Origin of the sequence: Streptomyces sp. Ru71 (genome assembly GCF_002920535.1) — a bacterium.
In the GTDB taxonomy this organism is placed as follows: domain Bacteria; phylum Actinomycetota; class Actinomycetes; order Streptomycetales; family Streptomycetaceae; genus Streptomyces.
The window spans coordinates 1-22,697 of record NZ_PQSS01000043.1 but is presented as its reverse complement, the minus strand read 5'-3'; the positions used below and the strand labels follow the sequence as shown (position 1 = coordinate 22,697).

Genomic DNA, 22,697 nt, shown 5'->3' with positions numbered 1-22,697 from the left:
TCGCGCGGAAGTTACCTTCCACTTTGTGGAAACCTCTGAAAGTTCCCGCTTCTCCCCCTCCCGGAGTCCCGTATGACCGCGCTGGACAACCGGTCGTCCGTGGAGACCAGCAGCACCCCGAGCCCTGGTCTCTACACGTACGATCTCGCCCCCACGAAGAAGGAAGGGCGCCGCTGGGGCGCCTACAACGTCTTCACCCTGTGGGCCAACGACGTGCACAGCCTCGGCAACTACGCTTTCGCCATCGGACTGTTCGCGCTGGGCCTGAACGTGTGGGGCATCCTGGCCGCCTTCGCGCTCGCGTCCGTCCTGCTCTTCCTGCTGCTCACCCTGTCCGGCTTCATGGGACACAAGACCGGTGTGCCGTTCCCGGTCATGAGCCGCATCGCCTTCGGCATCCACGGCGCGAAGATCCCGGCCGGCGTGCGCGGCCTGGTCGCCATCGCCTGGTTCGGCATCCAGACCTACCTGGCCTCGTCCGTGCTGAGCACCCTGCTCGTCGCCATGTTCCCCGGCCTCGGCCGGCTCGACGACGACTCGCTGCTCGGCCAGTCCACCCTCGGCTGGATCACCTTCCTGGTCCTGTGGGGCCTCCAGGTGCTCATCGTCAGCTACGGCATGCAGATGATCCGCCGCTACATGGCCTTCGCGGCACCCACCACCCTGATCACCATGTGCGCCCTCGCCGCCTGGATGTTCTTCCGCGCCGGCGGCTCCATCTCGCTGTCCGTCGGCGACCCCCTCACCGGCGGGGCGATGTGGCTGCAGATCCTCCAGGCCGCCGCGCTGTGGGTGGTCATCTACGGCACGTTCGTGCTGAACTTCTGCGACTTCACCCGCTCCGCCCGCAGCCGCGGGGCCATCGTGCGCGGCAACGTCATCGGCATCCCGGTGAACATGCTCTTCTTCGCCGCGATCGTCTCCGTCCTCAGCGGCGCCCAGTTCAAGCTCGACGGGCACGTCATCACGAGCCCGACGGACATCGTGCGGACCATCCCCAACATGGCCCTGCTCGCCGTCGCCTCCCTCGCGCTGATCGCCCTGACCGTCGCCGTCAACCTGCTGGCCAACTTCGTCGCCCCGATCTACGCCCTGGTCAACCTCTTCCCGCGCAGCCTGGACTTCCGCAGGGCCGGACTGGTCAGCGCGGTGCTCGGCCTGGTCATCACCCCCTGGAACCTCTACAACAGCCCGATCGTCGTCAACTACTTCCTCGGCGGCCTCGGCGCGCTCCTCGGCCCACTGTTCGGCGTCGTCATGGCCGACTACTGGCTGCTGCGCCGCTCCCGCGTCAACGTGCCCGACCTGTACACCGAGGACGCCGGCGGCGACTACCACTACCGGCGCGGCTACAACCCGCGCGCCGTCGCCGCCTTCCTGCCCAGCGCCGCCATCGCCGTCACCGTGGCCCTCGTCCCGTCCTTCCACGCCGCGGCCGGGTTCTCGTGGTTCATCGGCGCGATCCTCGCCGCCGCCGTCCACGCGGTCGTCGCCGACCGCTCCGCGGCCGCCCGGGACGTCGACGGCGAGGCCATCGCCGTGGCCGCCGAATGAGCCCGACCGGCCCGAGCCGGCCACGCCACCCAGAAAGCCCACCCATGCGCATCCTCGTCGTCAACGTCAACACCACGCAGTCCATCACCGACGCCATCGGCCGGCAGGCGGCCGCGGCGGCCTCGCCCGGCACCGAGATCGTCCCGCTCACCCCGCTGTTCGGCGCGGAGTCCGTCGAGGGCAACTACGAGAGCTACCTCGCCGCCATCGCCGTGATGGAGACCGTGCGCGCCTACGAGGGCCACTTCGACGCCGTCGTCCAGGCCGGCTACGGCGAGCACGGCCGCGAGGGGCTGCAGGAACTGCTCGACGTGCCCGTCGTCGACATCACCGAGGCCGCCGCGAGCACCGCGCAGTTCCTCGGCCGCAGCTACTCCGTCGTCACCACCCTCGACCGCACGGTCCCGCTCATCGAGGAGCGCCTGCACGCGGCCGGGCTGAGCGCCCGCTGCGCCTCCGTGCGGGCCAGCGGCCTCGCCGTGCTGGACCTGGAGGAGGACGAGAAGGTCGCCGTGGACGCCATCGTCGAACAGGCCGCGTACGCCGTCGAGCACGACCGGGCGGAGGTGATCTGCCTGGGCTGCGGCGGCATGGCCGGCCTCGCCGAGCGCGTCGTGGAACGCACCGGGGTGCCCGTCGTCGACGGGGTCGCGGCGGCCGTCACCATCGCCGAGTCCCTGGTCCGCCTGGGGCTGACCACGTCGAAGGTGCGCACCTACGCCCGGCCGCGCCCCAAGCTGATCGCCAACTGGCCGCCCAGGGCCCGCTGACCCCCGCCCGCCCTTCTCCCGCCACCGGCTAAGGTCACTGTGGCTTGGTCCCCTCGGCACACCGGCACCCGCACAGCGCCGGTGCGCCGCCGGGGACGTGACGAGAGAAGGACGACCATGACGGGGTCACAGGGGTTCACGCCCGAGTCGGAGCGCGTGACCAGGCAGCTGCGGGACGAGATCCTCGACGGGGTACGCAAGCCGGGCAGCCGGCTGGTCGAGCGCGAGCTCGCCGAGTCGCTGGGCGTGAGCCGGCTGCCCGTGCGCGACGCCCTCAAGACGCTCGTCGCCGAGGGCCTGGTCACCCCGCGGCCCCGCAGCTGGGCGGTGGTCCGCGAGTTCACCCCGTCCGACCTGGCCGACCTCGACGAGGTGCGCGGAGCCCTGGAGACGCTGGCCTTCCGGCTCGCCGCGCAGCGCCACACCCGCGAGGGGCTGCAGCGGCTGCGCGCCGACCTCGACCGCGAACTGGACGCGGCCCGGGCCGGCGACGCCGTGGCGGCCCGCCGGGCCGCGGCCGACTTCCACCAGACGGTGATCTGGCTCGCCGCGAACGAGCTGCTCAGCGAGCTGGAACGCGTCATGCGCAGCCGGGTGCGCTGGCTGCTCGGCCAGCACGACGACCTCCTCGGCATCGCCGAGGAACACGAGGCCCTCTACCAGGCCATCGCCGACCGCGACGTGACCCGCGTGGAGTCCCTGGTCCTGCACCACCTGACCACCAGCCGCGCGGCGGTCCAGGGCCACCGCAAGCCGGACGGCGCCTGACGGGCCGGGCCCGGCATCAGAGGGGGCGGCTCATGAACAGCGCCGTCTCCCCCTCGGACGCCGTGCCCGAGTACAGGGAGGTGTCCAGCCCGCACAGCTCGAACCCGGCCCGCCGGTAGAGGCGGACGGCGGGCGCGTTGAGATGGGTGACCTCCAGCCACACATGGCCGGCGCCGAGCCGCCGCCCCTCCTCGACGGCCCGCGCCAGCAGGGCCGCGCCGATGCCCCGGCCGCGATGGGCCGGGGCCACCTCCAGATCGGCGACGACCAGGCGCCGGTTCCACCGCTGGAAGACGGTCGTCACGAAGCCGCACACCCGTCCCCGCACCTCGGCCACGACCGTGCGCTCGCCGGGGTCGTCCGCCTCGCCGCAGTCGTCGTCGGGGAACGTCTTGCGCACGGGCGGGTCCACCGCCGTCTCCGCCGCCTCGAACCCCGTGTCCGTGCGCCGTACGCGCAGCACCCTGTCCGTGGTGAAAGAGCCGTCGATGCGCGCGATGGCCGTCCGGTCCTCCGGCCGGGCCGCGCGCAGGATCACGGCGCCGGGGCCGTCCTCGGTCGTCTCCACGCTCCCGGAGCGTAACCGACCGGCCGCACCGTGATTGCGGGCCCGCCCGGCATGCCCGAATCTGAGGTGAGTGCGCCGGGTTGGCGGGAGGACCATGCGATGACGACCCATGTGCCGGACGCCGAGCGCTTGCGGCTCGCCGAGGCCGACGCCGGCGTGGTGGCCTGGCGGCGCTGGGGGCCGTATCTGAGCGAGCGGCAGTGGGGGACCGTCCGCGAGGACTACAGCGCCGACGGCGACGCCTGGTCGTACTTCACCCACGACCAGGCCCGCTCCCGCGCCTACCGCTGGGGCGAGGACGGCATCGCCGGCGTCAGCGACGACAAGCAGCGCCTGTGCTTCGCGCTCACCCTGTGGAACGGCCGCGACCCCATCCTCAAGGAGCGCATGTTCGGCCTGACCAACGCCGAGGGCAACCACGGCGAGGACGTCAAGGAGTGCTACTACCACCTCGACAACACGCCCACGCACTCCTACATGAAGTACCTGTACAAGTACCCGCAGCGCGCCTTCCCCTACAGCGACCTCGTCGACACCAACCGCGCCCGCGGCCGCGGCGAACCCGAGTACGAGCTGCTCGACACCGGGATCTTCGACGAGAACCGCTACTTCGACGTCGTCGTCGAGTACGCCAAGGCCGGCCCCGAGGACCTGCTGGTCGAGATCACCGCGCACAACCGCGGCCCCGACGAGGCCACCCTGCACCTGCTGCCGACGCTGTGGTTCCGGCACACCTGGTCCTGGGCCGGCGGCACGACCGTGCCCGCCCTGCGGCAGACCCCGCACGCCATCCGCGCCGACCACGCCGGACTCGGCACCCGCTGGCTGCACCACGACACCGGCGCCGAAACCCTCTTCACCGGCAACGAGACCAACAACGAGCGGATCTTCGGCAGCCCCAACACCACCCCCTACGTCAAGGACGGCATCGACCGGTACGTCGTCCACGGCGAGCAGGAGGCCGTCGACCCGGAGCGGACCGGCACCAAGGCCGCCGTCCACCATGTGCTGACCGTCCCCGCCGGCGACAGCGCCGCCATCCGGCTGCGCCTGACCGACACCGAACTCGCCGACCCCTGGCGGGACTTCACCCAGGTGCTGGACTCCCGCCGCACCGAGGCCGACGCCTTCTACGCCGCCCTCGCCCCCGACGGCATGAGCGAGCACGAGCGGCGCATGGTCCGCCAGGCCCTCGCCGGAATGCTGTGGAGCAAGCAGTACTACCACCTCGACGTGGAGCGCTGGCTCGCCGAGCACGGCGTCGACCCGCTCGCCGTCGACCCCCGCGTCCGCAACAGCGGCTGGTACCACATGGTCAACGACGCGATCATGTCGATGCCGGACACCTGGGAGTACCCCTGGTTCGCCGCCTGGGACCTCGCCTTCCACACCCTCGCCCTGGCCATGGTCGACACCCACTTCGCCAAGGACCAGCTGGAGCTGCTGCTGCGCCGCCTCTATCTGCACCCCAACGGCCAGATCCCCGCGTACGAGTGGAACTTCGGCGACGTCAACCCGCCCGTGCACGCCTGGGCGGTGCTCTTCGTCTACGAACTCGACAAGCACCGCACCGGCCGCGGCGACCGCGCGTTCCTGGAGAACGCCTTCCAGAAGCTGATGAAGAACTTCACCTGGTGGCTCAACCGCAAGGACGTCGACGGCAACAACGTCTTCCAGGGCGGCTTCCTGGGCCTGGACAACATCGGCGTCTTCGACCGCAGCGCCCCGCTGCCCACCGGCGGTCACCTGGACCAGGCCGACGGCACCGCCTGGATGGCGCTGTACTGCCAGAACCTGCTGGAGATCGCCATCGAACTCGCCGTCGACAACCCCGTCTACGTCGAGCAGGCGCAGATGCTGTTCGAGCACTTCGCGTGGATCGCCGTCGCCATGAACCGTATGGGCCGCGACAACGCCAGCCTCTGGGACGAGGACGACGGCTTCTTCTACGACGTGCTGCGCATGCCCGACGGCCGCGCGACCCCGCTGAAGGTGCGCTCCCTGGTCGGGCTGATCCCGCTCGCCGCGACCAGCGTCATCGGCGGCCGTGCCGACCGCAGCTTCCCCGAACTCGTGCAGGGCGCCAGGGAGTTCATCGAACGTCACCCCGCCGTGGAGGCCTTCGTCGAGCAGCACGTCACCGCCGACCCCAACGCCGACGGCCGCTACCTCTTCGCCCTCTTCGGCGAGGACCGGCTGCGCCGCATCCTGGCCCGCATGCTCGACGAGGACGAGTTCCTCGGCCCGTACGGCATCCGTTCGCTCTCCCGCCACCACGCCGAGCACCCCTACACCTTCGAGGTGCACGGTGAGCGCTACGGCGTCGGCTATCTGCCCGCCGAGTCCGACTCGGGCCTGTTCGGCGGCAACTCCAACTGGCGCGGCCCGGTGTGGTTCCCGGTGAACGTGCTGATCATCCGCGCCCTGCTGAACCTGCACGCCTACCACGGCCCGGAGTTCACCGTGGAGTGCCCGACCGGTTCCGGCAGACGGCTGAACCTGTACGAGGTCGCCCGGGAGATCTCCGACCGGCTCACCGCCACCTTCCTGCCCGACGCCGACGACCACCGCCCGGTGCACGGCACCCAGGCCGTCTATGCCAAGGACCCGCACTTCAAGGACCTCGTCCTGTTCTACGAGTACTTCCACGGCGACACCGGCGCCGGCCTCGGGGCCGCCCACCAGACCGGCTGGACCGGACTGGTCGCGGCCACGGCGACCCTGTTCCGCACCATCGGCGCCGACGAGTGGCACCGCGGCGGCCGGGACTCCCTCACACCGCAGGAGTCGCTCGCATGACGGTCGTGTACGAGATCAACACCCTGGTCTGGCTGGGCGAGCTCAGCGGCCGGTACGGCCGGCCCGTGACCCTCGGCGACGTGCCCGGCGAGGCCTGGGACGAGATCGCGCGGCCCGGCGTCGACACGGTGTGGCTGATGGGCGTGTGGGAGCGCAGCCCGGCCGGCCTCGCCCTCGCCCTGCGCGACCCCGGTCTGCTCGCCTCCTTCCGCGCGGCCCTGCCCGACCTCACCGAGGCGGACCTCGCCGGCTCCCCCTACTGCGTACGGGACTACGTCGTCGACACCCGCCTCGGCGGACCCGACGGCCTGGCCGAGGCGCGCGCCCAGTTGGCCGCCCGGGGACGCAAGGTGATCGTCGATCACGTCCCCAACCACGTCGCCCCCGACCACCCCTGGACCGCCGACCGGCCCGGCTGCCTGATCCAGGGCACCCCCGACGACCTCGCCCACGCCCCGGACGCCTACCTGGAAGCCGCCGGGCACGTCTACGCCCGCGGCCGCGACCCCTACTTCCCGCCCTGGCCCGACGTCGTCCAGCTGAACGCCTTCAGCGCCGAACTGCGCGACGCGGCCGTCGAGACACTCATCGCGATCGGCGACCAAGCGGACGGCGTGCGCTGCGACATGGCGATGCTGATGACCAACGAGGTGTTCGCGCGCACCTGGGGCGAGCGGGCGGGAGCCGTCCCCGCCGAGGACTTCTGGCCGTACGTGATCCCGCGCGTGCGCGCCCGCCACCCGGACATGCTCTTCCTCGCCGAGGCCTACTGGGACATGGAGTACCTCCTGCAGCAGCAGGGCTTCGACCACGCCTACGACAAGCGGCTGTACGACCGGCTCGTGCACGAGGACGCCGAGCAGGTGCGCGCCCATCTGCGCGCGGACCTCGGCTACCAGCGCGGCCTCGTGCGCTTCGTGGAGAACCACGACGAGCCCCGCGCCGCCAGCGCCCTCCCCGGCGACCGGGAACGCGCGGCGGCCGTCACCGTCGCCACGCTGCCCGGCGCGACCCTGTGGCACGAGGGCCAGTTCGAGGGCCGCCGGGTGCACCTGCCCGTCTTCCTGGCCCGCCGCCCCGCCGAGCCCCCCGACGAGGACCTGCGCGCCTTCCACCAGCGCCTGCTGGAGGCCGCGGCCGCCGTACGCCGGGGCGAGTGGCACCTGCTGGAGACGACCGGCCGGCCGGACAACGACACGCACCGCTCCCTGCTCGCCTGGAGCTGGACCGCCGCCGACGCCCGCCACCTGGTCGTCGTCAACCACGGCGCCCACCAGGCCCAGGGCCGCGTCCACCTCCCCTGGGACGACCTGCGCGGCGCCGGCCGCCTGCTGACCGACCTGCTCACCGGGCAGTCCTACGACCGCGACGGCGACGAACTGGCCGACGCCGGCCTCTTTGTCGACCTGCCCGCCTGGCAGGCCCACGTGCTCACCGTGCCGGTGCCGGACCCGGACCCCGACACCCTGCGTACGGCGGCTGTCACCGCCTGAGGCGGTACGCCTGATCGAGTGGTGCCCCTGTCGGCGCGGGCGTAGCGTCGACGACGGACCCGGCACCCCTGGGGTTGCACCATGAGCACCAGCCCGCAACCGATCTCCGCGACGCAGCCCGCCACCGAGAAACGCGGCGGCGGTGGGAACGCGATGGCCCTGCTGGTCATCGCCTCCTGCCAGCTGATGGTGGTCCTCGACATCACCATCGTGAACATCGCCCTGCCGCACATCCAGAGCGCGCTGCACTTCTCCACCACCAGCCTGGCGTGGGTGGTCAACGCCTACACCCTCACCTTCGGCGGTCTGCTGCTGCTCGGCGGCCGCACCGGCGACATCCTCGGCAGACGCCGCGTCTTCATGTTCGGCGTGGTGCTCTTCGCGGTGGCCTCCCTGCTCGGCGGCCTCGCGCAGAACCCCGGCGAGCTGCTCGCCGCCCGCGCCCTGCAGGGCGTCGGCGGTGCCATCGCCTCCCCGACCGCGCTGTCCCTGGTCAGCACCACCTTCAAGGAGGGCCCGGAACGCAACCGGGCCTTCGGGGTGTTCGCCGCGGTCTCCGCGGGCGGCGGCGCGATCGGGCTGCTCATGGGCGGCATCCTCGTCGAGTGGCTGAACTGGCGCTGGGTGCTGTTCGTCAACGTGCCCATCGGCGCGCTCATCGTGCTGGCCACACCCCGCTATATCCGCGAGTCCGAACGCCACCCCGGCCACTTCGACATCGCGGGCGCGCTGACCTCCACCGTCGGCATGGTGCTGCTGGTGTACGGATTCATCCGGGCCGCGCAGGAGGGCTGGCGGGACGCGCTGACGCTGGCCTCGTTCGCCGCCGCGGTCGTCGTGCTGGCGGGGTTCGTGCTGATCGAGCGGCGCTCCAGGCAGCCGATCACCCCGCTGCACATGTTCGCCGACCGCAACCGGGCCGGCACCTACGGCATCATGCTGTGCCTGGCGGCGGCGATCTTCGGGATGTTCTTCTTCCTCACCCTGTTCGTGCAGGACGTCCTGGGCTTCAGCCCGCTGCAGGCCGGACTGGCCTTCCTGCCGGTCAGCGCGGTCATCGCGATCGGCGCCGGGCTCGCCTCCCGGTTCCTGCCACGGTTCGGGCCCAAACCGTTCATGGTGACCGGCGCGATCCTCGCGGCGGCCGGCCTGTCCTGGCTGACCCTGACCGACGTGGACTCCACCTACGCCGGCAGCATCCTCGGCCCGATGCTCGTCTTCAGCCTCGGCATGGGCATGGAGTTCGTGTCACTGACCCTGATGGCCCTGTCCAACGTGGCACCCCGGGAGGCCGGAGCCGCCTCCGGGCTGCTCAACGCCACCCAGCAGGTCGGCGGCTCCCTCGGCCTGTCCATCCTGGTCACCACGTTCGGCACCGCCAGCACCGACGAGGCGCACCAGCAGATCCCGCGCTTCCTCGCCCAGGCCACCCCGCTGGAGCGGCTGCGCTTCCAGCGCACCGGGCAGCTGCCCAAGCCCTTCTCCGACGAGATCCTCACCGCCGGGGCGAGCGCCGCGTTCGTCGTCGCCGCGATCTTCACCGCTCTCGCCGCGCTGATCGCCGTCTTCGCCATCCAGGTCCGCGCCTCCGACCTGGAACGGCTCCAGGGACAGACCGGGATGCCACCGGGCTAGACGGCGAACTTCCGCGATGTCCCGCATCCTGAGACCGCCGCCTGAATGGTGACCCGCGTCTCATGGCCAGGTGGGGTCGTTGCCGCGACCATGGTGGCACTCACCCGCACGCCGAAGGGATCGGGGATGCTCCGCAAGGTACTGGTCGCCAACCGTGGCGAGATCGCGATTCGCGCCTTCCGGGCCGGATACGAGCTCGGTGCGCGCACCGTGGCCGTCTTCCCGCACGAGGACCGCAACTCGCTGCACCGGCTCAAGGCCGACGAAGCCTACGAGATCGGTGAACCCGGGCATCCGGTGCGCGCGTATCTCTCCGTCGACGAGATCATCCGCGCGGCCCGGCTGGCCGGCGCCGACGCCGTCTACCCCGGCTACGGCTTCCTGTCCGAGAACCCCGAGCTGGCCCGCGCCTGCGAGGAAGCCGGCATCACCTTCGTCGGCCCGAGCGCGCAGATCCTCGAACTGACCGGCAACAAGGCCCGCGCCGTGGCCGCCGCCCGCGAGGCCGGCGTACCCGTGCTGGGCTCCTCGCAGCCCTCCAACGACGTCGACGAACTGCTGCGGGCCGCCGAGGACATCGGCTTCCCCGTCTTCGTCAAGGCCGTCGCGGGCGGCGGCGGGCGCGGCATGCGCCGCGTCGAGGACCCCGCCCAGCTGCGCGAGGCCATCGAGGCCGCCTCCCGCGAGGCCGCCTCCGCCTTCGGCGACCCGACGGTCTTCCTGGAGCAGGCGGTCGTCGAGCCCCGCCACATCGAGGTGCAGATCCTCGCCGACGGCGAGGGCAACGTCATCCACCTCTTCGAACGCGACTGCTCGGTGCAGCGCCGCCACCAGAAGGTCATCGAGCTGGCGCCCGCGCCCAACCTGGACCCGGCGCTGCGCGAGCGGATCTGCGAAGACGCCGTGAAGTTCGCCCGGCACATCGGCTACCGCAACGCGGGCACCGTGGAGTTCCTCCTCGACCGCCAGGGCCGGCACGTGTTCATCGAGATGAACCCGCGCATCCAGGTCGAGCACACGGTCACCGAGGAGGTCACCGACGTCGACCTCGTCCAGTCCCAGCTGCGCATCGCCGCCGGCCAGACCCTCGCCGACCTCGGCCTGTCCCAGGACACGGTCACCCTGCGCGGGGCCGCGCTGCAGTGCCGTATCACCACCGAGGACCCCGCCAACGGCTTCCGCCCCGACACCGGCCGGATCAGCGCCTACCGCTCGCCCGGCGGCTCCGGCATCCGCCTCGACGGCGGCACCACCCACGCCGGTACGGAGATCAGCGCGCACTTCGACTCCATGCTGGTCAAGCTGACCTGCCGGGGCCGCAACTTCACCACCGCCGTCAACCGGGCCCGGCGCGCGGTCGCCGAGTTCCGCATCCGCGGTGTGGCCACCAACATCCCCTTCCTGCAGGCCGTGCTCGACGACCCGGACTTCCAGGCCGGCAACGTCACCACCTCGTTCATCGAGCAGCGCCCGCACCTGCTCACCGCCCGCCACTCCGCGGACCGCGGCACCAAGCTGCTCACCTACCTAGCCGACGTCACCGTCAACAAGCCGCACGGTGAGCGCCCCGAGCTGATCGACCCGGTGACCAAGCTGCCCGCGCTGCCCGCCGCCGAGCCGCCCGCCGGCTCCAAGCAGAAGCTCACCCAGCTGGGCCCGGAGGGCTTCGCCCGCTGGCTGCGCGAGTCGCCGACCCTCGGCGTCACCGACACCACCTTCCGCGACGCCCACCAGTCGCTGCTCGCCACCCGGGTGCGCACCAAGGACCTGCTCGCGGTCGCGCCGGTCGTCGCCCGCACCCTGCCCGAGCTGCTGTCCCTGGAGTGCTGGGGCGGCGCCACCTACGACGTGGCGCTGCGCTTCCTCGCCGAGGACCCGTGGGAGCGCCTCGCCGCGCTGCGCGAGGCCGTGCCCAACATCTGTCTGCAGATGCTGCTGCGCGGCCGCAACACCGTCGGCTACACCCCGTACCCGACCGAGGTCACCGACGCGTTCGTGCAGGAGGCCGCGGCCACCGGCATCGACATCTTCCGCATCTTCGACGCCCTCAACGACGTCGGCCAGATGCGCCCGGCCATCCAGGCCGTCCGCGAGACCGGCACCGCCATCGCCGAGGTCGCCCTGTGCTACACCGGCGACCTCAGCGACCCCGGCGAGCAGCTGTACACCCTCGACTACTACCTGCGTCTCGCCGAGCAGATCGTCGACGCCGGCGCCCACGTCCTCGCGGTCAAGGACATGGCGGGCCTGCTGCGCGCCCCGGCCGCCGCCAAGCTGGTCTCCGCGCTGCGCCGCGAGTTCGACCTGCCGGTCCACCTGCACACCCACGACACCGCGGGCGGCCAGCTCGCCACCTACCTCGCCGCGATCCAGGCCGGCGCGGACGCGGTCGACGGGGCGGTGGCCTCCATGGCGGGCACCACCTCGCAGCCGTCGCTGTCGGCGATCGTCGCCGCCACCGACCACTCCGAGCGGCCCACCGGCCTCGACCTCAAGGCCGTCGGCGACCTGGAGCCGTACTGGGAGAGCGTCCGCAAGATCTACGCCCCCTTCGAGGCGGGCCTCGCCTCCCCGACCGGCCGCGTCTACGACCACGAGATCCCCGGCGGCCAGCTGTCCAACCTGCGCACCCAGGCCGTCGCGCTCGGCCTCGGCGACCGCTTCGAGGACATCGAGGCGATGTACGCGGCCGCCGACCGCATCCTGGGCCGCCTGGTCAAGGTCACCCCGTCCTCCAAGGTGGTCGGCGACCTCGCCCTGCACCTGGTCGGCGCCGGCGTGAACCCCAAGGAGTTCGAGGAGACCCCGGACCGCTTCGACATCCCGGACTCGGTGATCGGCTTCCTGCGCGGCGAGCTGGGCACCCCGCCCGGCGGCTGGCCGGAGCCGTTCCGCACCAAGGCCCTCAAGGGCCGCGCGGAGGCCAAGCCGGCCCCGCAACTGAGCGCCGAGGACCGCGAGGGCCTGGACAAGGACCGCCGCGCCACCCTCAACCGGCTCCTCTTCCCGGCGCCGACCCGCGAGTTCGAGACACACCGCCACTCCTACGGCGACACCTCCATCCTGGACAGCAAGGCCTTCTTCTACGGCCTGCGCCCGGGCAAGGAGTACGCCGTCGACCTGGAGCCCGGTGTGCGGCTGCTGATCGGCCTGGAGGCGATCGGCGAGGCCGACGAGCGCGGCCTGCGCACGGTGATGTCCACGCTCAACGGCCAGCTGCGGCCGATCCAGGTCCGTGACGTCGCCGCCTCCGCCGACATCCCGGCCACCGAGAAGGCCGACCGCACCGACCCCGGCCACGTCGCGGCACCCTTCGCGGGCGTGGTCACCCTCTCCGTCGCCGAGGGCGACCAGGTGGAGGCGGGCGCCACGGTCGCCACCATCGAGGCGATGAAGATGGAGGCCTCGATCACGGCCGCGAAGGCGGGCACCGTGTCCCGGCTGGCGATCAACCGGGTCCAGCAGGTGGAGGGCGGCGACCTGCTCGTCGTGATCGGCTGAGCCAGGAGACGACAACGGCCCCCCGGCACCTTCCGGTGCCGGGGGGCCGGCGTCGAGGGCGAGGAGAGCGCAAGGGCTAGTTCAAGGAGTGTGAGAAGGAAGCCCCTGCATGGCCTCGCCGCCGCCAAAGGTAGCAGTCACGCCGGGATCAGGTCGCGCAGATTTTCCGGCGTGACGATCCGGGAGTCCGGGTGCAGGCCGTCGGGCCGCTCCAGACCGATGTAGGTGACCGGGCCGTCCGGCACGGACGTGCCGTCCCAGCGGGTCACGGTCGTACCCCGGCCGGCCAGCAGATCGGTCAGATAGCCCACGGTGAGGTACTCCCGCTCGACGACGCCGCGCAGCAGGGTCGCCACCGACACCCGGTTGCCCTCGACGCGGTTGGCCGACGGGTGGCCCTTGAGGTACAGGTGCAGCCACTTGGCACGCCACCGGCCGTCGTCGCCCCGCAGGAACGCCAGCGGCAGCGCCACCCGGCCCGGGCCGCGCAGGTCCGACTTCATCCGCACCGTGCGCGGCTCGAACGGCCGGCCCGCCTTCTCCGCCTCGCGCAGCATGAACCCGAAGAAGGACTCCTCGACCTCCTCGAAGCCCTCCCCGGAGAAGATGTTGACCTGCGGGACGATGTACGTGCCGCGCACGGCGCCGAGCCGCAGGTTGATGAACTCCGAGGCACCCTGGGGAGCTGCGGTGATGTCACCGGAGTGCTCGCCCTCGACGTCGGACAGGGCCGTGTACGACAGCCAGGTCACCGTCCGGTAGTCGGCGTCGAGCAGCAGCGCCGACAGGTCGTAGTCGGTGGTGTGAGCGTGCTCCTTCCAGTACACGAAGAAGCGCAGCAGCTCGCCGTCGACGGGGGAGAGGGAGCCGCGCGGCAGCACGCCCAGGCCGGCCGTGGTCGCCCTGCCGCTGAGCGGAAGCGCCACGTCCAGCACATCCGGGTCGACCAGGACGTGCGCCGTGTCCGGCAGCCGGCGGCGCATCTCCGCGTCGACGACGGCGATCAGCCGCTCGCGCTCCGGCGGCAGCACCGGCGGGCGCGTGTCCTCGGTGACCCAGGCGCGGCCCGTGCGGCCCACGAACACCCGGCGCTCACCGGTCGCCCAGGCGCGGTTGCGCAGATGCTCGGCGACCGACAGCAGCACGCGGCCGGAGACCTCGCCGGCGACCTGCCCGGCCGTCTCGGCGATCGTGTCCCGCTCGTCCTGGGTGAGCGCCATGCGCAGCAGCCGGTCCAGCGAGCGGAACAGCTTGCCCGGCGCGGCGGACAGCAAGTTCACCGCACCCGTCACGTCGTGCATCGCCAGCAGCTCCTCGACCCGGCTGTCGAAGGAGCGCGCCTCCTTCTCCCCACGGGCGACCGCGAACACGTCGGCGGCGTGCGGCCAGTGCGGATACTCGTGCGGGTGCAGGCGCTCACCGAGCCGCTTGAACGCCTCCCGGTGCGCGGTGACGTCGGCGAGCTTGGCCGGGGAGGCGGCCACGACCGCGTCGAGGCCCGCGAGCAGCGCGCGGCGCACCGGCCGCGGCAGCGTCCGGAACCGGGTCGGCTCCGTCAGGGTCACATCGCCGCCGGACAGGGCGCAGGCCAGCCGGAGCACGTCCGTGACCGTGTCCAGCAGCAGGCCGGCGCCCGCCACCAGCCGGGCCCGGTTCACCACCGCCCGGTTCTCCCGCACCGGGATCGTCTCCGGCTGCGGCCCGGCCACGCAGTGCCCGGCCAGGATCTCCAGGTCGCGCAGCCCGTCCTCGCCCAGCGGGGTGCTGCTGCCGGCCAGCGCCAGGTACAGGCCGGTGACCTCGTCCTGGAGCGGGCCGCCGAGGTGCAGCACGGTGAGGCGGTCGCCGGCCGCCGGGATCAGTTCGTCGTGCGCGGCGAGCATCTCGGCGTAGGCGTGCGGGTAGCGGCCGTAGGACGGCAGGGTGAGCAGGTCCACCACGCCGTGGCTGAGCTGCTGCAGCGTGCTCGCGCGCGAGGCGTCGTCGGCGAGCGCCTCGGCGATGCAGCGCATCCAGAAGTCGAGGGTGTCGGGGACGTTCGCCGGGAAGTCGACGAAGTAGACGTTGTGCCGGACGTGGTCGCCGACCATCTCCCGGACGGTGCTCAGCACCCGGCGGGCGGTGCCGGCGACCGTGGCTCCGGACAGCGACGACAGGTGCTCCAGCGCCTGCCCGGAGAGCTTGAACCCCACCGACATCAGCGCGGCGTCGAACTGCCGCGCCGCGACCTCGCCCGACCCCGCCGGTCCGGCGGGGGAGGGGATGCGGTGGGTGTGCCGTACGACCAGCTGTTCGAGGGTGTCACGCATTGCGGCATGATCGCAGCGCCCCGCGGGGCCCCGCACCGCATTTTGCGGCTACGCCTGGTTGCGCTCCGCGTCCCGCTGCTTCAGGCGGGCCGCCTCCTTGCGCACCTCGGCCTGGGTGGCGCGCTCCTTCACCAGCCACTCGGGCATCTCCTGCTTGAGCGCCTCGATCTGCTCGGTGGTGAGGGCCTCGGTGATCCCGGCGCGGGCCAGCCCCGCGTTGGACACGCCCAGCTTGGCCGCGACCACGGGGCGCGGGTGCGGGCCGTTCTGTCGCAGCTCGCGCAGCCACTGGGGCGGGTTGGCCTGGAGCTCGTCGAGCTCGGCACGCGAGACGGCACCCTCCTGGAACTCCTTGGGGGTGGCGGGGAGGTACACACCCAGCTTCTTCGCCGCCGTGGCCGGCTTCATCGTCTGGGCGTTCTGCTGCGACTTCATGCAGTCCAGACTATCCGCCCGGGCGGAGACCTCCGACCACAGCCGGTAGCCTTGCGGGCGTGACAGGCACCGAAGACTCCCCCTCGTTCCGGCTCGCGTACGTCCCCGGCGTGACGCCCGCCAAGTGGGCGCGGGTGTGGAACGAGCGCCTGCCCGACGTCCCCCTCACCCTCCTGCAGGTCCCGGCCGCCGAGGCGTCCGACCTGCTGCGCGGGCAGTCCGCCGACATCGGCCTGCTGCGGCTGCCGGTGGACCGGACCTTCTTCAGCGCGATCCCGCTCTACACGGAGACGACGGTCGTGGTCGTCCCCAAGGACCATGTGGTGACCGCGGCCGACGAGGTCACCCTCGGTGATCTCGCCGACGAGGTCGTGCTGCACCCCCTCGACGACGTCCTCGGCTGGCAGGACGCGCCGCCCGGGGAGCCGGCCTTCCAGCGCCCGGAGACCACCGAGGACGCGATCGAGCTGGTCGCGGCCGGGATCGGCGTGCTGATCGTGCCGCAGTCACTGGCCCGGCTGTACCACCGCCGGGACCTCACCTACCGGCCGGTCACCGACGCGCCGCAGTCCGGCATCGGACTGTGCTGGCCGGAGGAGGCCACCACCGACCTGGTGGAGGAGTTCATCGGCATCGTCCGGGGCCGCACGGTCAACAGCACCCGGGGGCGCGGCCGGACCCAGCAGGCGGCGCAGCAGGGCGCGGAGAAGCGGGAGCGGCGCAAGACCGCCGGGAGCGGTGAGCGCAAGGGCGGGGGTGCTGCCCGGAGCGGCAGCTCGCGCGCGGCCGGCTCCCGGGGCGCGGGCGCCAAGTCGGGCGGCCGGCGCGGCGGCGGAGGCAAGCCCCGCCGCCGCTCGTAGCCGGCGCCGTCAGCGCACGTACGTCGCCGACCGCGCCGTCCGTACCACCGCCTCGCCGTCGGCCGGGCCGAGCAACCCGTCGGCCACCCATGCCTCGACCACGGCACGCACCCGGGCCACCAGCGCCCCCTTCCCGGCGAACGGCGCCCCGGCCCACACCTCGTCGAGCAGTGTGGCGCCGTCCGGCCGCGCGGGGTTGGCCACGCCCGAGTCGGCTCCGCCGAACACCACCCGGGGCTCGACGCGCCGGACGTAGGCGTGCGTCGGGTCCTCGGTGCCCTCGTGGAAGGGAGCGAACTCGATCCCGTCCAGGGTGAAGTGCAGGGGCTTGCCGGGCACGGGCGTGAGCGTGGGCAGCAGGTCCCCGGACAGGGCGGCGTTGCGGTACAGCCCGAACTCCAGGTACGTCGTGGCCGGGTGACGGGCGACGAGGTTGACCGGGCCGAGGAAGAGCGCTTGGAGGACCGGGTCGTCGAGCGCCTTCTCCACCCGCAGCCGGAACGGCATCACCACCCGGACGACGTCCCCGTCCCGCCAGGTCCGCTCGACGGGGAAGTAGCTGCCCGGGACCGGAGTGCCGCCCACCGGGCGCCCGTTGACCGTCACCCGGAAACCGGCTGTCGCCCACGCCGGCACCCGCAGCCGCAGTGTGAAGGCGGCGGTGGCGCCGCGCACGGTCAGCGTGCTGCCCTGCTCGCTCGGGAAGCCGGTCTCCTGAGTGACCGTCACACCGTGTTCCCGCCAGGTCAGCGTGGACGGGCTGTAGAGGTTGACGTACAGGGCGCTGCCGTCGGCCTGCGCGAAGTACACCGAGTCCTGGTACTTGGTGGCGCTCTCCATGCCGGTGCCCTCGCAGCAGGTGGTGCCCTGCTTGGGCGTGTAGTCCCGCACATGACCGGGTGTCAGGCCGATGAAGTAGGTGACGAGCGGCTTCTCGGCGTCCGGCTTGTCCTGCTTGGAGCCGAGCACCTGGTTGTACAGCGCCCGCTCGTAGTAGTCCATGTAGGCCGGGTCCTGATCGTGCAGGAAGAGTGCCCGGCTGAGCTTGAGCATGTTGTACGCGCAGCACGTCTCGGCGGTGGTGGCGGCGATCGTGCCCGCGATGACGTCCCGTTCCTTGAAGAACTCGCCGGTGCTGGTGCCGCCGATCGCGTACATGCGGTGCGGTACGACCATGTGCCAGAAGTTCCGCGCGGCCTGGAGGTAGCGCTCCTCGCCGGTCGCGTCGTACAGCCCGAGGTACCCGGTGAAGATCGGGATGTGCTGGTTGGCGTGCAGCCCGGCGAGGACGTCGGTGCCGGCGGCGCACGCGTCGATGAGCCGGTCCAGGTCGAACAGCTCGGCCAGCGCCAGGTGCTGGGAGCGGCCGGTGAGCGCGTGCAGATCGCAGATCGCCTCGACGATGCCGCCGAACTCGCCGCTGGAGAAGATCCCCCACATCCGCTGGAGCGTGGCGGCGGGCAGCTTCGACAGGCGGCTGTGCATCCAGTCGCCCATCCCCGCCGCGAGGTCGAGCGCGCGGGCGTCGCCGGTGGCGAGGTGCGCGTCGATCAGCCCGCGCAGGATCTTGTGCGCGGTGTAGTAGGGCGCCCACACCTTGGTGTAGTCGCTGCCGGTCATCGACTCCAGCTGGATGAACTGGGTCTCCGGGTACGCGGCGAGGAACCCGGGGTGACTGGGCCCGCCCCAGGTGCGCCGCAGGGTCGCGGTGAGCCCGCGCCCGGAGGCGTCGGCGAAGGTCCCGCCCTCCTGCTCGTCGAAGGCGTACGAGACGAGGTCGCCGGAGCCCCGGCGGCCTTGCAGGGCGGCGATCTCGGCCGGGCCGAGCGCCCGCGACCACACGTCGAAGCCGCCGAAGGCGCCGGCGAACACGGGGTCGGCGGCGAAGGCGGAGCGGCCGAGCCAGTGGTGGGCGAGCGTGCCGAGGGCGGCCGGGGTGAGGGTCATGGCCGTGCTCCGGGCCACGGCCGTGCCGTTGACGTACAGCGTTCCGGTGCCCGCGCCGAGGGTGACGGCCAGATGGCTCCACTGGTCCAGCGGCAGCGCGGCCGTGCCGTTCAGCCCCTGCTCACCGCCCGGCCCGCCGGTGGTGATGGCGAACCGGGGCACTCCGCTCGCGTTGCGTGCGGCCAGGTACAGATAGCGGGTGGTGTCGTCGCCGCAGTCGAGGACGCGGGCCCAGGCGGCGTCGTGCGTGGGCTTCACCCAGGCGGCCAGGGTGAGTTCGGCGGCGCCGCCCAGGAGCTGCGGCGGCAGGTCGACGTACCGGTAGGAGCCGCGGACGTTCTCGGCGGCCGGCCCGAACCTGCCCTCGACGCTCAGCACGGCCGGGTCGTGCCGCAGCGCCTCGCGCACCTCGGTCAGTGCGCCGACCATGGCGCGGATCTTCTCCGCGAACACCTGCTCGCCGGTGCTCGCGTACGCCTGGGACAGCATGGTCAGGAAGTGCCCGGTGTAGTGCCCGCGCAGATTGCCGTTGGCCTCCCCGTCCAGGCCCTCCCATCCGCCGGGCGCGACCGCGCCGAGGGTGGACAGACCGGCGTTCGCCCGGAACACCTGCAGCAGCCGGTTGACGTCGTAACCGCGGGCGTGCGCCAGCATCAACGCCCGCTTGTCCGCGAAGAGTCCGGGGCCGAGGGCGACCTCGTCGAGCCCGAAGGGGTGCAGCTTCCAGGTGCCGGGGGCGGGCAGCGGGGCCGCCCCCGCCGCACCGGTCGTCCCGGCCGCCAGGCCGGACACGGACGCGGCGAGAACGGCGGTGCGCAGCAGGGTCCGCCGGGTGAGGGGCGGGGCCATGGGTCCTCCACGGTTGTTCGACATCACGAACGGCGTACGGAAGGTCGACCAGACGGTAGAGGTGGGGGAGGAGGGCGTCAACGGTACTGACGAGTTGCGCCCCGGTCGTCTCACCAGGTGTCGACGAACGCCCTTCGCCGCTCGGCGGGTTCGCTCCAGTCCTGAAGCGCCGCCAGAATCCACGCACGGGACTCCGCCGGGTCGATCACCGCGTCGATCTCCAGTGCCGCCGCCGCGTTCACCGCCTTGCCGTGCTCGTACAGTTCGGCGACCCGGGCCTCGAAGGCCGCCTGCCGCTTTGCGGGGTCGGCGATGGACTCCAGCTCCTTGCGGTAGCCGAGGCGGACCGCGCCCTCCAGGCCCATGCCGCCGAACTCGCCGCTCGGCCAGGCCGCCGTGGCGAGCGGGGCACGGGTCGAGCCGCCCATCATCGCCATCGCGCCGAGCCCGTACGCCTTGCGCAGCACCAGACTCACCAGCGGCACGCGCAGGTTGGCGCCGGTGACGAAGAGGCGGGCGAAGTGCCGTACCGTCGCGGTGCGTTCGGCGTCCGGGCCGACCATGAAACCGGGCGTGTCGCACAGCGAGACCACCGGCAGCCCGAACGCGTCGCACAACTGCAGGAAACGGGCCGTCTTGTCGGCGGCGTCCCGGTCGATGGCCCCGCCCAGGTGCGCCGGATTGCTGGCGATCAGACCGAGCGGCCGGCCCGCCACGCGGACCAGACAGGTCAGGACGCCGACTCCGAACCCGGCCCGCAGCTCCAGCACCGAGTCCACGTCGGCCAGCGCGCGCACGGCCGCCCGCATGTCGTAGGCCCGCCGCCGGTTCTCGGGCACGACATGCCGCAGCAGCCGCGGGTCCGGCTCCTCCCAGTCGGCGAGCGGGCCCCGGAAGTACGACAGATAGCGCCGGGCGACCCGCACCGCCTCCGCCTCGTCCGCCACCGCCAGGTCCACCACACCGTTCGGGACCTGGACCGACAGTGGCCCCACCTCCTCCGGCCGGTACACCCCGAGCCCGCCGCCCTCGATCATCGCCGGGCCGCCCATCCCGATGCTCGCCTCCGGCGTGGCGATCACGACGTCACAGCAGCCGAGCAGCGCCGCGTTCCCGGCGAAGCAGCGGCCGGAGGCGATGCCGACCAGCGGCACCCGGCCGCTGAGCCGGCCCATGCGCTGGAACGTGGTGATGTCCAGGCCCGCCACGGACGTCGTGTCCGTGTCCCCGGGACGGCCCCCGCCGCCCTCCGCGAACAGCACCACCGGCAGCTCCCGCTGCTCCGCCAGCTCCAGCATCCGGTCGGTCTTGCGGTGGTTGTTCAGCCCCTGCGTACCGGCCAGGACCGTGTAGTCGTACGACATCACCACACACGCCCTGCCGTCGATCCGCCCGGTGCCCGTCACCATGCCGTCCGCCGGTGTCGAGCGGATCAGGTCGTCCAGCGCCCGGCGCCGGCGCTGCGCGGCGATCGCCAGCGCGCCGAACTCCGTGAACGACCCCTTGTCGCACAGGTCCGCGATGTTCTCCCGGGCGGTACGGCGGCCGAGCGCATGCCGCTTGGCCACGGCCTCGGGCCGGTTCGCGTCCAGCGTGAAGGCGTGCCGGCGCACCGTCTCGGCCAGGTCGGCACGGACGGCGTCCAGGTCGGCCTGTTCGCCGGCGGTGCTCTCCTGATCGGTGCCCTCCACCTCGTCCAGTGCCACGAGCAGCGCCCCCGCGGTCACCGTCTCACCCACGCGTGCGTCGAGCTGCCGGACCACACCGGAGGCGGGCGCCCGGACGACGTGCTCCATCTTCATCGCTTCGAGCACCAGCAGCTGCCGACCCGCGCGGACCGGATCGCCCGGTGCCACGTCCACGGAGACGACCGTGCCGCTCATCGGCGCTGTGACCGTGCCGTCCAGCGCCACGGGTGCCTCGGGTTCCCTGGTCCGGACGTGCTCGGCGACCACGCCCGTGTGTGCCCACAAACGCGGCAGGGCCAGCAGCTCGCGCAGCAGCGGGATACCGGTGCGCACGCCGTCCACGGCGAACTCCGCCAGCGCCCGCCCGGCCCGCGCGCAGGCCGCCTCCACACCGCCGTGCGGGGTGTGCGCGATCACCTTCGCCAGCAGCGTGTCATAGCGCGTGCCGACCTCCACCCCGGCCCGCACCGCCGTGTCGACCCGGACGCCCGGTCCCGTGGGCACGTCGAACCGGGTGATCCGGCCCGACTGCGGCAGCACGCTCCCGTCGCCCGCCGTCACCTCGGCGTTGACCCGCGCCTGCACCGCGCAGCCACGCGGCACCGGCGGCGGACCCGCGAGCCCCACGTCGGCCAGCGTGTCCCCGGCCGCGAGGCGCAGCTGCACGGCGACCAGGTCGACGCCCGTCACCTCCTCGGTGACCGTGTGCTCCACCTGGAGCCGCGGGTTGGCCTCGATGAAGCGGAACTCCTCGCCCCGTACGAGGAACTCGACCGTGGTCAGGCTGGACACCCGCGCGGCCCGCGCCAGCCGCAGAGCGCTGTCGTGGAGCTGCTCCCTGACCGCGTCCGCGAGTTCGGGTGCGGGAGCGATCTCGATCAGCTTCTGATGGCGGCGCTGGGCGCTGCAGTCCCGGTCTCCCAGGTGGGTCACCGCGCCGGTGGCGTCACCGACGATCTGCACCTCGATGTGCCGGGCGCCCTCCAGCAGCCGCTCGGCGTACACCTCCGCCCGTCCGAAGGCCTGCCGCGCCTCCGAACCGCACCGCTCCCACGCCTCGTCGAGCTCTCCTGCCGACCGCACCACCCGCATGCCACGGCCGCCACCCCCGCCGACCGCCTTCACCATCAGCGGCCCGCCGGCCAGCAGCGCACGGGCCTCGTCGAGGGCGAAGGCCCCCTCCAGCACGCTCACCCCCGCCCGCGCGGCCAGCTCACGTGCGCGCACCTTGTCGCCGAGCACGCGCAGCGTGTGCGCGCTCGGCCCGACGAAGCGGACACCGGCCCCGGCGCAGCGGTCCGCGAAGTCCGCGTCCTCGCTGAGGAAGCCGTAGCCCGGGTGGAGGAACCCGCAGCCGGTGCGCCGGGCCGCCTCGATCAGGGCGTCGCCGTCCAGATAGCCGCCGTCGAGCGGCACGGCCTCGTCGGCGAGCCCCACATGGGCGTCGTCGCCCCGCGCGTACACCGCGACCGTGCGCAGCCCCGCCTCCCGGGCCGCCCGCAGCACCCGGACGGCGATCTC

The 22,697-nt window shown here is 72.6% G+C and carries 13 protein-coding genes; 8 read left to right on the top strand and 5 right to left on the bottom strand.

Features of this window, described 5'->3' with window-relative positions; all coding sequences use genetic code 11:
• Positions 1 to 72 precede the first annotated feature (72 nt).
• The 3 genes from C3489_RS23630 (at position 73) to C3489_RS23620 (ending at position 3,092) form a co-directional block, all read left to right on the top strand.
• Positions 73 to 1,554, top strand: a complete 1,482-nt coding sequence (locus tag C3489_RS23630; RefSeq protein ID WP_103784046.1) for an NCS1 family nucleobase:cation symporter-1 — start codon at positions 73 to 75, stop codon at positions 1,552 to 1,554.
• Between the two features lie 44 nt (positions 1,555 to 1,598).
• Positions 1,599 to 2,324 carry an aspartate/glutamate racemase family protein gene (locus tag C3489_RS23625; RefSeq protein ID WP_103784045.1) on the top strand — a complete coding sequence of 242 codons (726 nt, stop codon included), beginning with the start codon at positions 1,599 to 1,601 and terminating at the stop codon, positions 2,322 to 2,324.
• A 117-nt stretch (positions 2,325 to 2,441) separates the two neighbouring features.
• Positions 2,442 to 3,092: a GntR family transcriptional regulator gene (locus C3489_RS23620; RefSeq protein ID WP_103784044.1), complete on the top strand. Its 651-nt coding sequence runs from the start codon at positions 2,442 to 2,444 to the stop codon at positions 3,090 to 3,092.
• A 16-nt stretch (positions 3,093 to 3,108) separates the two neighbouring features.
• Here the strand turns inward: C3489_RS23620 and C3489_RS23615 are convergent, their stop codons facing one another.
• Complete coding sequence (locus C3489_RS23615; protein ID WP_258054920.1) at positions 3,109 to 3,660, bottom strand: GNAT family N-acetyltransferase; 552 nt, start codon at positions 3,658 to 3,660, stop codon at positions 3,109 to 3,111.
• Between the two features lie 99 nt (positions 3,661 to 3,759).
• Here C3489_RS23615 and C3489_RS23610 point away from each other — a divergent pair, with 99 nt between their 5' ends.
• From C3489_RS23610 to C3489_RS23595, 4 genes are all read left to right on the top strand, one after another.
• A complete protein-coding gene (locus tag C3489_RS23610) occupies positions 3,760 to 6,459 on the top strand; it encodes a glucosidase (protein WP_103784042.1) in 2,700 nt (899 codons plus the stop codon).
• Positions 6,456 to 7,952, top strand: coding sequence for an alpha-amylase family glycosyl hydrolase (locus tag C3489_RS23605; RefSeq protein ID WP_103784041.1), 1,497 nt, complete (start codon positions 6,456 to 6,458; stop codon positions 7,950 to 7,952). The genes C3489_RS23610 and C3489_RS23605 overlap by 4 nt, the downstream gene beginning before the upstream one ends.
• A gap of 153 nt (positions 7,953 to 8,105) precedes the next feature.
• Positions 8,106 to 9,587, top strand: a complete 1,482-nt coding sequence (locus tag C3489_RS23600; RefSeq protein WP_103784086.1) for an MFS transporter — start codon at positions 8,106 to 8,108, stop codon at positions 9,585 to 9,587.
• 126 nt (positions 9,588 to 9,713) lie between these two features.
• Entirely contained in the window at positions 9,714 to 13,088 is a 3,375-nt protein-coding gene (locus C3489_RS23595; protein WP_103784040.1) for a pyruvate carboxylase, read from the top strand.
• Positions 13,089 to 13,225: 137 nt separating this feature from the next.
• On the opposite strand, the gene C3489_RS23590 is transcribed toward C3489_RS23595, so the two are convergent.
• A complete protein-coding gene (locus C3489_RS23590; RefSeq protein WP_103784039.1) occupies positions 13,226 to 15,397 on the bottom strand; it encodes a TerD family protein in 2,172 nt (723 codons plus the stop codon).
• Between the two features lie 48 nt (positions 15,398 to 15,445).
• Positions 15,446 to 15,832: a DUF5997 family protein gene (locus C3489_RS23585; protein WP_103784038.1), complete on the bottom strand. Its 387-nt coding sequence runs from the start codon at positions 15,830 to 15,832 to the stop codon at positions 15,446 to 15,448.
• A gap of 59 nt (positions 15,833 to 15,891) precedes the next feature.
• On the opposite strand from C3489_RS23585, the gene C3489_RS23580 reads away from it, so the two are divergent.
• A complete protein-coding gene (locus tag C3489_RS23580; protein WP_103784037.1) occupies positions 15,892 to 16,692 on the top strand; it encodes a LysR substrate-binding domain-containing protein in 801 nt (266 codons plus the stop codon).
• Between the two features lie 9 nt (positions 16,693 to 16,701).
• On the opposite strand, the gene C3489_RS23575 is transcribed toward C3489_RS23580, so the two are convergent.
• Both C3489_RS23575 and C3489_RS23570 read right to left on the bottom strand, forming a co-directional pair.
• A complete protein-coding gene (locus C3489_RS23575; RefSeq protein ID WP_103784036.1) occupies positions 16,702 to 19,488 on the bottom strand; it encodes a beta-L-arabinofuranosidase domain-containing protein in 2,787 nt (928 codons plus the stop codon).
• A gap of 110 nt (positions 19,489 to 19,598) precedes the next feature.
• The coding region (locus C3489_RS23570) for a carboxyl transferase domain-containing protein (protein WP_103784035.1) at positions 19,599 to 22,697 on the bottom strand (3,099 nt) is incomplete at its 5' end.

Coding starts and splice junctions, on each gene's coding strand:
- C3489_RS23600 (WP_103784086.1), top strand. CDS start 8,106: ATGGCCCTGCTGGTCATCGCCTCCTGCCAGCTGATGGTGGTCCTCGAC.
- C3489_RS23620 (WP_103784044.1), top strand. CDS start 2,442: ATGACGGGGTCACAGGGGTTCACGCCCGAGTCGGAGCGCGTGACCAGG.
- C3489_RS23575 (WP_103784036.1), bottom strand. CDS start 19,488: ATGGCCCCGCCCCTCACCCGGCGGACCCTGCTGCGCACCGCCGTTCTC.
- C3489_RS23605 (WP_103784041.1), top strand. CDS start 6,456: ATGACGGTCGTGTACGAGATCAACACCCTGGTCTGGCTGGGCGAGCTC.
- C3489_RS23630 (WP_103784046.1), top strand. CDS start 73: ATGACCGCGCTGGACAACCGGTCGTCCGTGGAGACCAGCAGCACCCCG.
- C3489_RS23595 (WP_103784040.1), top strand. CDS start 9,714: ATGCTCCGCAAGGTACTGGTCGCCAACCGTGGCGAGATCGCGATTCGC.
- C3489_RS23585 (WP_103784038.1), bottom strand. CDS start 15,832: ATGAAGTCGCAGCAGAACGCCCAGACGATGAAGCCGGCCACGGCGGCG.
- C3489_RS23625 (WP_103784045.1), top strand. CDS start 1,599: ATGCGCATCCTCGTCGTCAACGTCAACACCACGCAGTCCATCACCGAC.
- C3489_RS23610 (WP_103784042.1), top strand. CDS start 3,760: ATGACGACCCATGTGCCGGACGCCGAGCGCTTGCGGCTCGCCGAGGCC.
- C3489_RS23590 (WP_103784039.1), bottom strand. CDS start 15,397: ATGCGTGACACCCTCGAACAGCTGGTCGTACGGCACACCCACCGCATC.